This is a genomic window from Rhizobacter sp. P3_B12, assembly GCF_056402895.1.
The window spans coordinates 1-11676 of the sequence record NZ_JBFUGN010000099.1; the positions used below are offsets into that span (position 1 = coordinate 1).

General features: G+C 64.0%; 4 protein-coding genes and 1 pseudogene. All 5 read right to left on the bottom strand.

Annotated elements, in window-relative coordinates; all coding sequences use genetic code 11:
• Window positions 1-221: pseudogene (locus AC1D01_RS08260) on the bottom strand (hypothetical protein); the annotation flags it as partial.
• A 541-nt stretch (window positions 222-762) separates the two neighbouring features.
• Window positions 763-1155 carry an SCO4402 family protein gene (locus tag AC1D01_RS08265; protein WP_477865571.1) on the bottom strand — a complete coding sequence of 131 codons (393 nt, stop codon included), beginning with the start codon at window positions 1153-1155 and terminating at the stop codon, window positions 763-765.
• Window positions 1156-1525: 370 nt separating this feature from the next.
• Window positions 1526-9592: an Ig-like domain-containing protein gene (locus AC1D01_RS08270; protein ID WP_477865572.1), complete on the bottom strand. Its 8067-nt coding sequence runs from the start codon at window positions 9590-9592 to the stop codon at window positions 1526-1528.
• Window positions 9593-9956: 364 nt separating this feature from the next.
• Complete coding sequence (locus tag AC1D01_RS08275) at window positions 9957-10874, bottom strand: MBL fold metallo-hydrolase (RefSeq protein WP_477865573.1); 918 nt, start codon at window positions 10872-10874, stop codon at window positions 9957-9959.
• Window positions 10871-11509, bottom strand: a complete 639-nt coding sequence (locus tag AC1D01_RS08280; RefSeq protein ID WP_477865574.1) for a YceI family protein — start codon at window positions 11507-11509, stop codon at window positions 10871-10873. The genes AC1D01_RS08275 and AC1D01_RS08280 overlap by 4 nt, the downstream gene beginning before the upstream one ends.
• Between the last annotated feature and the right edge of the window lie 167 nt (window positions 11510-11676).

Sequence of the window (11676 nt, forward strand, 5' to 3'; positions counted from 1 at the left end):
GACGGGGTCGGTGCGGGCGCGGGGGAAGGCGCCGGTGCCGGGGCGGGTGCCGGAGAAGGGGCCGGCGCAGGCGCTGGCGTCGGTGCATCCGACACCGGGGGCGGCGCACTGGCGTCCTCGCCGTCCTTGCCGCCGCAGGCGGCCAGCAGCGCAACGCTGAGGAAGGTGGCGGCCAGGTGTCGGCCGCGGTGGCCGTGGCGCAGGGCGTTTACAAACGGCATGACGCGTCTCGCTTGCTTGCAAATGTGGCGCTTCGTGTCAGCCGGTCACGCCCGTTCGGGACGTGTTCCGTCAGGACACGGCGGTCATCCCCGGCGTTCGGGGGTCATGCGGCAAGGGCTGCAGGATCGGTGCCCGCGGTCAGGCTACGGCTTGTGCAGTCCGTAGCGCGAGACTGGCAGAGCCCTCTGGGGCATCGTCTGAATCTGCATCCACGTGACGAACAGGCTGACCGGGGCAGAGCCCCCTCGTGCGGCGACCAGATGGCGTCGATCTCGTCGCCCGATCCCGACAGGATCCACCCGGGCCCCCCGACGACCTGGACGAGGTTCTCGACGATGCTTTGAGGATGGTCAACGCAATCGACCTCGACCCGAATGACGTGTGAACCTGCGGGCTTGGCGTAGGGTTTCACATCGACGCCTACAACCTTTCCGATGTCGACGACGGAATGCCGCATCAGGACCATTGCCCGCACCTCGTCACCTTGAGCCAGCGGGACTATCACTGTGCAAAGTTCAATCCTGAATCGCGAGGCGGGATTCATCGGCTGCGCTCCTGCCCCCGCGCGCCGATGATCGAGAGAGCCTCCTTCGCCACATCGACAACGCCGCCCCATTCCGGGAGCACAATGTATTGCGCATCGGACAGCGCAGTGCCGTGCTTTTGAAGGATGCTCTCAATGATCTTCACCAGCCTCTCAATGAGTACGGCTTCCGAGTCGTTGCGGAGAATCCAGCCCATCATGGCCCGAGGATCTTCGGCCAGTTGCGTATCGTCGTACAGGAAGTGAACCGCATAGTCGAACTCGTCGTGCTCGATCGTTCCTTCCTTGCCCTTTGCGACCCACACCCGTTGCTGATATTCAGCGTCGGAGAGAGCGCGAAGATGATTCACAAGCTCCTCACGCATCTCTGGGTACTTGATCTCGCTCATGGCTTGTCCCAGCTTGACCACTGGAGTCACTCTACCCCAGCGGCCTCATCGCGATCATTCTTGACACCTGCACAAGACTCGGCCAAGCGTTTTAGAGTTTTCCTAGGAAAACTCGCTGTCGTGCGCGGCGATAGCCTCCTCAACAGAGTTAAACCACTTGCATCGCTCATCGGGCGCTATTTCCATGAACAGTTCAGCAAATTGCATCTCTGATCTTTGAATCTGGCTCGCGTCAATTGGTAGTTTGAAAAAATCGGCACTCTGCACCGCGAACCGCCTAGTTGTAGTGTCCTCAAAGCACCGGTAGAGAACCGCCCTCGCTGCATCCAAACGCTTCCAAACTCTCAGTTCAGCGTAAAGAATATTCATATCAAAATCCTGGTGGGGGAACCGGTATCCAGCGGCCAGACTCAACGCGCGCATTCGTATTTGCTCGGCTGTTCTTGAATTGAGTAATGTAGTTCCCCTCTTGATCGGTAATGACGACTCGATCACCAGAAACATAGACCTTATTGCCTGACAAGTCATCTGTGTATTGCTTGCCATCGCGAATTACTGCATTCCTATCGCCAACGTTACGATTGGCATCCGTCTTAGCCTCGTCCGCACGCTGCTTGCTGTGGTCGGTTTCGTTTCGGCGGTTCCCTTCGTCGTCTGGCGGCGGAGTCTGCGGACTTGTGCTGTTTGCCCCCGTTGGCGAAGAAGGCGCAGCATCTGCCGCCTCGTCCGCTTTCGGCAGTTTATCCCCCGACGCCCCCGAGCCTCCGACGACGTTGCTCATCATCTCCGCCAACGCCTCTCGATTCTCGTAGATGGCGTAGCCTGCGGTGATTGCGAGAAGAACAAGCCGACCTTGTGGGGTCAGTCCCACAAGGATCCGGGACCCATTGAGCAACGCTCGTCCCTGGGGACTGACCGCAAAGTTACGAAGTGCGATCAGACCCATCGCCGCCAATTCCTTGAATGCATTGACGCAGGACGGATTATCGGCACATGACGGCTTGTTCCCTTTGACCGCTACCCGAGGTAGTCGGGCCGGCTCGTCCTCATATCCGCTCGGATCGATGAAGTTCAGCGGATCGTTGCCCACATAGCTGTAGCGGTTGTAGCTCTGGCTGTGCCCTGGATGCGAGACGAACGGGTCGGCACTGATGAAGCGCACCAGCACCGGGTCGTACACCCGGCCATTCATGTGCACGAGGCCGATGCTGCCGCGGTCCAGGTGCTCATGCCCCGTGTAGCCCCGGTCCGTGCTCACGGGCTGGATTGCATTGAGCGGGTCGGCTGCGCCCACAGTCGAGCCGCTGGCCGTGCGACGATCACCCCATGGGTCGTACGCGAGCCGCTCCGTCGGCATCCCAGTCACATCGGTGACCACGCTGATCGAACCCAGGTGATCAACCAGAAGGTACTTCACATCCTCGCTGCCGTTGCTTCGCCGCGTGTGTATCGCGACGGTCCGGCCATCCACGTTCACGTAGTGCTTGTATTCGGTGAGGCCGCTCTGGCTGCTCACTTCCTTCTCGAATTGCGGCGAGTCGAGGTAGACCGTCCTCAGCGTGCTTCCACCTTCGGTCCAAGTCTGCTGCACGCGCTGGTGTTCACTGCCATACAGGAAGCTGCTGACGCCGGAGCCGTTGGCAAGCGTCAAGGGCATGTTGAAGCTGGTCCAGGCGATGCTGCGCCCTGCCCCCGCCAGCATGTTGCCGTTGGCGTCGTAGCCGAAGCTGGGAGTCGCCATGCCGTTGACCGTGCCCGTGACACCGGCGACGGCATGTGGCCGCACGCTACCCGCTCCGCTGGCGTTGTATGAATACGAACCGACACCCTGCTTGCTCGTCACATTCCCGATCGAGTCGTAGGTCACCGACTTGACCTCCCCGCCCATCGGAGCGCCTGCTGCCACCAACTGCTCCGTGGTCAAGCGGTTGAGGTTGTCGTAGCCGAACACCTCGTCCGTGCCCGTGACCAGATCCCGCCGCCGCTGCAGACGGCCGAGGTTGTCATAGTTGTAGGCTTGATTCTGGGTACCCGCCGGATTGCTCGCGGTGCCCGACTGGACGGTACTCAGTCGACCGGTCAGCGGTTCATGGCTTCGAGCGCTCGACAGGCCGTTGCCGTAGCTCTCGCTGACGACATTGCCGTCCGCATTGGCGGCATTGCGCGTCCAGTAAATGGTGGCGCCGCTCGAGACGCTGGCTAGGAAGCCCAGCGGCGTGTAGTTGTACTGCAGGCTGAGCGGCAATGCGCCGGTGCTCAACGGGTAGGTCAGGCCTTGCGGCCGACCCGCCTCGTCGTAGCTCCATCGCACCATATAGTCGGCGTCGACATGATGGGTCTGGGTCGTCAGGCGCCCCAGGTTGTCATAGGCATTGCGCCGCCAATAGCCGTTGTCCGACGTCGCCTCGCAGAGTTTTCCCTTTGCCTTGTTGCAGTCCAACCCTGCCTGCGTGGTTTCGAAGAACCAACGGCTTGTCAAGTCCGGCTCGCGGCGCTCCGTCATGCGGCCGAGCCGGTCGTAGACGTAGTCGGTTCCCTGCCCCTTGGCATCGGTGAGGTGGGTGACCTGGCCCAGGTTGTCCACCACATAGGCCCAGCGCCCCAGGTCCGGATCGTTCAGCGCGATCTTCCTGCCACGCAAGTCGTACTCGGTGACGATCTCGTTGCCCTTGGCATCGGTGCTCTTCGCGAGGTTGCCCCAGGCGTCGTAGGCATACACCACGGCGCTTGCATCCACCGATCCTTCGGCATTGACGACAGTGGAAAGCCGGCCTTGGCTGTCGACGGTCTCCCGGGTCACCACACCCCTGACATTGGTCGTGGTGCGGCTGCGACCGTCGTAGCCGTACGTGACGGTCGTTTCATCGGGCAACTGGGCCAGCACGACGCGCCCCAGCAAGTCATGGCTGTATTGGGTCCAGCGGATGAGGGGGTCGCCGATGCGATAGTTCGCCGCCTCGTAGGCCACACGCCCGAGGTTGTCGAACAGCGTCTCGCGGTAGATCTCCTGGCCATCGAACCCCGACTCGACACGGAGCACCGGTCGACTCAGCGTGTCGTAGTAGATCCTCGAAGGCGGCGTCACCACCGCGCCGCTCGCGACCACGGCCTCGGTGCGCTTCACCACGAAAGCGGACGTTCCCGCGCAGCCCGCGCAGGGTTGATAGGTCAGCGTCTCGCGCGTGCCGTCGGCACGCGTTGCGGTCAGCAAGCGCCCGAAGGGATCGTAGGTCAAAGTGGTCTGCAGCAGGTTCGGGCTTTCCAGCGTCAGCATGGTTCCGAGTTGCCAATCGAACGTCCTGGTCTCCCGGTGACCCAACGCGTTGTCCACAGTGAGCGGCAAGCGCCCGCGTAGGTCGTAGGCCAGCGTGACCTCGGTGCGGGTCGCGATCTGGGCGCCACTGACACTGCGAGTCTTGAGATTGCCGTAGTCGTCGTAGGTGAAATCGGTCGCCAGTCGCAGGTTGGCCTGCGCGCCCCCGCCGTTGTTCGGCTCGACGATGCGCTGCCGAAGAAGCCCGTTCGCGTAGTAACTGTTCGCGGTGGTCCTGGTACTGCCGGGCGCGTTGGGAGCCGTGGCCGAAACGCTCACAGTGACTGGCTGGCACAGGATCCAGTTGCCGATGTCGTTCTGGTAGCCGACCGACATCGTGTTGCTGAAGCCATCCGGTGCGCCGCTCGATGTCTTGTAGACGGTCGTCACCTGCTGCGCGTTGCCGCAAGTCGGGTCGTACGCACTGGCTGTCGTCTCAACCCAGTTCTTGAAGGCGCCGTTGAGATCGTTCGTCTTCTCGATCGTGGTGGCGGACTGAACCTTGGCCACCGGTCCTTGAAGATTGGTGTCATAGGTGTAGGCGGTCTCGCTCAGCACCGTACCGCTCTCACCGATGAACTTCACGCCCTGCTGCAGGCCCGTCAACGGAAACGCCTGATACCGGGTGCTGCGTGTTCTGAGCCCGGCCGGCGAAGTTACGGTGGCGGCCGCGTAGCCCAGGAAGCCACGCCCGGACAGGTCGACTCGCGATCCTTCGTAGGCATAGTGTTCCTCGTGCATGCCGCCTACGCCATCGCTGGTCAGCACCCGTTGCACCGCAGGCGTGTTGTCCTGGATGTCGAGCACGGGAAAAGTCGCACCACTGCCCTTGGTATAGATGCTGGGATCCGAGATGGGCCTGTACTCGACGGAAGCCGAGGCTCCCAGACCGTTGACGACGCCGGCCAGCTTGTCCGGATACTTGGAGGAGCCCGAGATGCAGTGAGGCGTGCTCGCAGATCCGGTGTCGGTGCGATAGCAGAGATCTGCGTTGCCGTCGCCCGTCGCATCCACGACGGATCCATGCCTGTCCCAAGCACCGACGGGCGCCTGGAAGGTTGCTCCGAACCCCGATCCGGTCGACAACGTGCATTCCAGGTACGCGTTGGCGCTCGGCGTGCCGGTGACCCACCCGCGCACGCGGCAGAAATCGGCCTTCCCATCACCGTTGACATCGGGCCACATGCGCGAAGTGTCAATGGCGGCAGATCTCGCGTAGCCGACCTGGAGATTCGTCACCGCGACGGTGTCGCCGAAGCCGACACCGGTGGACAACGTGCACAGCAGGGATCCGGGGGTGTCGTCCACATTGTCGGTCGCGCTCACCACTCGGCAGAAGTCAGCCAGGCCATCGCCGTTGACATCGACCCACGCCAGACCCTTGCCTATGGCGTCCCCAATCGGCACAGCTCCCGTGGCCTTCTCAGCGGCAAATCCCGATGGCCCCCATTGGCGGCAATGAGCACCCGTCAAATCCACGTAGCACAGCGACAGGATGCCGTCGCCCGTGATGTCGACCCAGTCGACCGACTTGAGCGAGCTGGGCATGTCCCCCAGAACGACCGCCGATGCAAATCCCGTTCCGGTGGACAGGCTGCATTGCGCCCAATACGGCGTCTGGAATCCGTAAGTGATCGCGCAGTGATCAGCGAGGCCGTCACCATTGACATCGCTGTACTGGTTCCGGCTTCCCACGCGCGTGGCCCACGAGGGCACCTGCATCGTCGCCAAGACGCCATCCGCTTTCATCGCGAAGCAGAGGCTCTGCCCGCAGATGTCCTGCACTCCGTCACCGTTGACGTCGACAAAGAACACTTCTGCACCGAGCAGCGACCCCACCTTGAGCGCCAGCGGGGCGGCACCTCCTGGCTGCGTCAATGCACACAAGATGTCGAAGATTGTCGGGTCTTCGGTCGACTGCGGGACGTTGGCGGTCAGGACGCAATGATCCGGGCGGCCGTCTCCGGTGACATCCACCCAGTAGTCCCTTTTCATGTCGCCGGTGAGCAAGCCTCCCCATTGCTGCCCATCACTGGGCAGGTCAACGGTACTTCCGACGAACCCCGCCAGCGAGTCGTTCCACGTGAACGTCGTCGAGGGCAGGCACACCCCGTTGCCCGCGCATTCGGTGACGTCCCTGATGCGCGAACGCCCGGTCGCCGTGCCGATGGAATAGGTGAGTTGATAGTCCTTGACCAGCGCCGATTCCGCGTAGGTCTTGACGTGCGTCAACCGTGCCGCACCGATGACCTTGGCGCCCAGCACGTACCGCAGCTCCGCATCGGGTCGAGAGAAGTCGTATTCGAAACGAACCGAGTTGTACGGTGTGATCGGCGTGCCGGCAGTCGCATTGCCGGTGTAGTCGATGCGGCTCGGATAGAGCTGCCCGGTCGCGGCGTCAAAGGTGTAAGTCACCGTGTAGTAGTTGCCTCTCGCGTCGGTCACCTTGTTCAGCGCCCATTGCAGCGGCGTCGCATGGCCTGCAAGGATCATTCGCGCGTCGGCGGTGGCGCCGTACTCCATCACGGTGCCATCGCGCCGCCATGTCTTGAATGAGGCCGGCCCGTTCCCGCTGGTTCCCACTGCGACAACCTTGACGAAGCTGTCCACTTCCGTGCGGTACTCGCTGGACGGAGCACCATAGGCGCCGCCGCCCAGGAGATTGAGTCGCTGACCGTCCATGCAGAATCGATCGTCGAGCGTGAGCAACACACCGGCGCGCACGCCGTCCTGCGCCTGGGTGCGTGGGCAGCGGATGATCGCACCGAGGCCCGACAGAGACCAGCCGACGCCGATCGCGCCATTGCCACCGGCACTGTCGTATTGCAATGAGACTGCGGGCACCATCCCCGCCGTGCCGGGCGGAACGGCAATCGGAATGTTGTATTGCGCAACACCGATGGCATTCACGGTCAACGCGCCCGCCGTGGTGCCGGGCAAGCCCGTGCCGTTGGATGGCAACGGCGCGACGAAGGCAACATTGATGTTGATGGCAGCCGACGTCTTGACTGCACCCTGGTTGTCGGTCGCGCGAGCAGTGACGGCGTGCGTTCCCGCCGCCACGTTGTGCCAGAGGAAGTTGTACGGCGGCCCCGATGTCAGCGTTGCAATCACGCTGGCGCCATCCAGCAACTCCAACTTGGAGATGCTTCCGTCGGTATCGCTCGCGGTGGCGCTGAGTGGAATATCCCAACCGGGCTGATACGTGGCGCCGCTCATTGGCGCCGCCATCGCGACGACGGGAGGTGCGTCGACGATGAAGCTCACCGCCGGCGAGTCGAGGGTCGCGCCGCCGTTGTCGAAGGCACGCGCCTGCACGCTGTGCGCACCGGTGGCATTGGTGCTCCATGTCAAGCTGAATGGCGCACTTGTCGCCGAGCCTGCGAGCGCACCGTCGACGCGGAACTCGACTTTGGCAATGCTTCCATCGACATCGCTGGCCTGAGCCACGAGATTGACCGTTGCCGGCAAGCCGTTCGTGATGACCGCCCCGCTCGCCGGCGAGGTCAGCGAGACAGTGGGAGGCTGGTTCACCACCCAGCTGAAGGCCGTGGAATCCGTGAAGGCCCCATAGGCGTCCGTCACACGCGCCACGATGCTGTAGCTTCCGCGACCGACGCCGGACCAGTTGAAAGCAAAGGGCGGCGCCGTCAGCGCCGAGGAGATCGCCGTGCCGTTCGCCAAGTAGGTGACGTTGCTCACTCCACCGACGTTGTCGCCCGCGGTGGCTTGCAACGCAATGCTGCCCGGCGCCAGGCCGTTCGCGTCGGTGGTGCTCAGCGAAACTGTCGGGCGATCGTTCGCGATGACGGTGGCGGAAGCCGAGTTCTGGGAAAGGCCGCCGTTGTCGGTGGCACGCGCCACGATGCCGTAGCTTCCCGGCCCCATGCCGCTCCAGGTGAAAGCGTAAGGCGGCGCAGTGAGCGCGCCGCTGATCGCCGTTCCGTTGGCGAAGTATTGAACCGAGGCAATGCTTCCGTCGGCGTCCGACGCCGTTGCGGTCAGGTTGAAGTTGCTCGGCGCTGTCGACACGGTGCCACTCGCAGGCGTTGTCAGCGCCACGCTCGGAGCCTGATTCACCACCCAGCTGAATGCACTGGCGTCTGTTGTGGAGCCGTAGGCATCCGTCGCACGCGCAACGATGCTGTAGGTTCCTCTGCCGACATTGGTCCAGTTGAGGGTGTAGGGCGCCACACCGAGCGCCCCGGAGATCGCGCTGCCATTGGCGTAATAGGTGACATTGCTGACACCTCCAACACCGTCAGYGGCGCTCGCTTGCAGCGTGATGCTGCCGGGCGCAACGCCATTGGCGTTTGCCGTACTCAATGCGATGGTCGGACGGTCATTGGCTACGACGGCAACCGCCGTGGAGTCTCTCGAAAGCCCTTCGTTGTCGGTCGCGCGAGCGACGATGCTGTAGCTTCCGGCGGACATGCCGCTCCAGCTGAACGCATACGGCGATGCGGCAATCGCGTTGCTGATCGGAGCACCGTTCGCGAAGTACTGAACCGAGCTCACGGTGCCGTCTGGATCGGACGCGGACGACGTGAACCCGAAGCTGCCCGGGATGGTCGAGACCGTGCCGTTGGCCGGTGCGGTGATGCTGACGTTGGGCGCCTGCATTGCGACCACATTGACCGTCACCGTCACCAATGCGCTGGAGGTCACTCCTGTCCTGGCATCGTCCGTCGCCTTCACCCCCAGCGCGTGCGTACCGGGAGACACACCGGTGAAGGTGTAGGTGTAGTCTGAATACGGACGCTCCAGGTCCGGATCCTGCCCGTTGGCCGTGATCGTGGCATTGCCTAGCAGCGTTCCGTCCAGATAGACGCCCACATTCCGAATGGGGAATGTGTAAGGCCCGCCGGTGGTCGTCACTACATCGCCTGTGGCTCGCCCTGTCACCGTGACGTTGACCGTGCCGGTCGTCCGCAAGGTGAGGTTGTTCGCCGGCTGGCTGATGGCAACGGTGGGGTAAGCGCATCGCGTGTTCACACACCCGGCCACGGCCACGGGAGCCGCGAGCCAGCTTGCCAGGTAGATCGCTGCAATGGCGTATGCGCCAGACGCTGCTCGTTGCAGTGCGCGGCGCATGGCGCCGCCATCGTTCCTGTGGAACTTCATTGGTTTCCTCCCTCAATGGGCTCGACTGCGCGGGCCTTTGACTTGTATGCGGCCAGACTGCTGAAGCGCCATCCAATATAAAGATCCGATGGGTTGAGCATCCACTTGCAATAGCACTTGCCCATCGGTTGCGAATGATTACAACAGCGCACATGCAAGCAAGTCAATAGCGTCGTGGCTGCGGCCACTGCCCAGCCCCATGCGTCGAGCCACGCATGCCGATTCATCGTCATCTTCTTCTCCCTGATCAAGCGGGTTGCGATTGCGAGCGCGCAGTCTCGCGATCCAGCCCGACGAGCGTCAGGTGAAAGATGTCCGGGTCAAATTTCTCAGATAGCGGGTTCTCGAAAAGCGATGGCCCGTCTCAGGCGTCATGCACGCCCGCGCCGTCAACGCGCAACGCACCCTGCCCCGCCAGCTCGGCCACGAGCTGGCGACAACCGGTCGACGCATCGGCCCAGCCCAGCTGCCGCGCGATGCCGGCGAACAGCCGCGTCGCCTCGGCCCACGCCAGCAACGCCGGCCAGTCCTGCGAGCGCTGCTCCATCAGGTGGTACTTCAGCAGCACCTTCGCGCCATGGCGCGCATGGCGCAGCGGATCGGCGCGGAAGCCGGCGAGCCGCGAGCGGGCGCGCGACAACGCGCCGGACACGTCGTCGAAGGGCGCCCCGTGGCCGGGCACCACGATCYGCACCGGCAGCCGCTCGACCACGTCGAGTACCTCTTCGACCTCGTCGAACGCATCGACACCGTCGAGCTCCGGGAACACCACGCCGAAGCCGTTCTCCCACAGCGCATCGGCCGACAGCAGCACACCCTCTTGAGGCTCGAACAACATCAATGACTTGGGATCGTGGCCCGGCGCCGCCAGCGCCTGCCACGCCCGGCCGCCGGCCTGCAGCACCTCGCCCGGCGCCAGCGACGACTGCGCCGTGAAGCGCTCGCACAGCTGGCCGGTCGCGCGGTACGACAGCGCATCTTCGTCCCAGGCCTGCACCGTGTGCCAGCTGGCGATCGGCACCGTGACGGCAGCGCCCAGCGCGCGCTGCAGCGYCGCGTTGCCGCCGCAATGGTCGGAGTGCAGGTGCGTGTTGACGATGCGCGCGAGCGGCGCGCCGGCCAGCGCCTGCCGCACCAGCGCCAGCGTCTGCGGTGCATGCAGGCAATGGCCGCTGTCGACCAGCAGCGCGCCCTCGCCATGCAGGCCGTGCAGCAGCACGTTGTTCGACGACAGCCAGCCGCGCTCCAGCACCGCCACGCCGGCAGGCAGCGGTGTCGTCATTGCCGGATGGCCTCGATGCCGATCTGCAGCTTCACCGTGTCGCCGACGACCGGCAGCCCGTAGGTGATGCCGAAGCCGCTGCGCGAGAACTCCGCCTCGAAGTCGCCACCGCAGACCTCGCGCTTGAGCACCGGGTGCTCATAGCAGTTGAAGCTCACCGCGCGCAGGCTCAGCGGCTGCGAGGCGCCGTGCAGCGTCAGTTCGCCACGCAGCTCCACCGGCTTGCCGTCGGCGAAGCGGAACCGGCTGGCGACGAAGTAGGCCTGCGGGTGGTTCTTCACGTCGAGGAAGCTGTGGCTGCGCAGGATGGTGTCGAGCGGTGCCACGCCGCTGTTGATCGACGCGGTGCCGATCGTGATCGACGCTTCGCCTTGTTGCGCCGCACGATCGAGCGTGACGTGGCCGGCGATGTCGTCGAAGCGGCCGCGGCTGGTCGAGGTGCCGAAGTGGCGCACCTCCCACTGGATGTGGGTGTGCGCCGGATCGATCAGGTAGACCGTCTGTTTTTCGGGCGCGGCAGGCGCTTGCGCGACGGGTGCTTGCGCGGCCGCCAAGTGGGCACCCGCCAGCAGCGCGGCAGCCAGCAAACCGCCGCGAACGGGTGCGGGTTTCAGAGCAGTGAGGGAGGCAGACATGCGTGCTCTCGGGGACGACAGGCTGTCGATAATGCGGCATCCGGCCGATCGTTGCCGCCAAGGACGTCCATGCCCGCAGTTCCGGCGGAATCCTCCACCTCCTCGCCGCACCTCGGCGCCGACCTGGCGCGCCGCATGGCCGACGAGCAGACGGCACTGCTCTACCA

Coding starts and splice junctions, on each gene's coding strand:
- AC1D01_RS08280 (WP_477865574.1), bottom strand. CDS start 11,509: ATGTCTGCCTCCCTCACTGCTCTGAAACCCGCACCCGTTCGCGGCGGT.
- AC1D01_RS08265 (WP_477865571.1), bottom strand. CDS start 1,155: ATGAGCGAGATCAAGTACCCAGAGATGCGTGAGGAGCTTGTGAATCAT.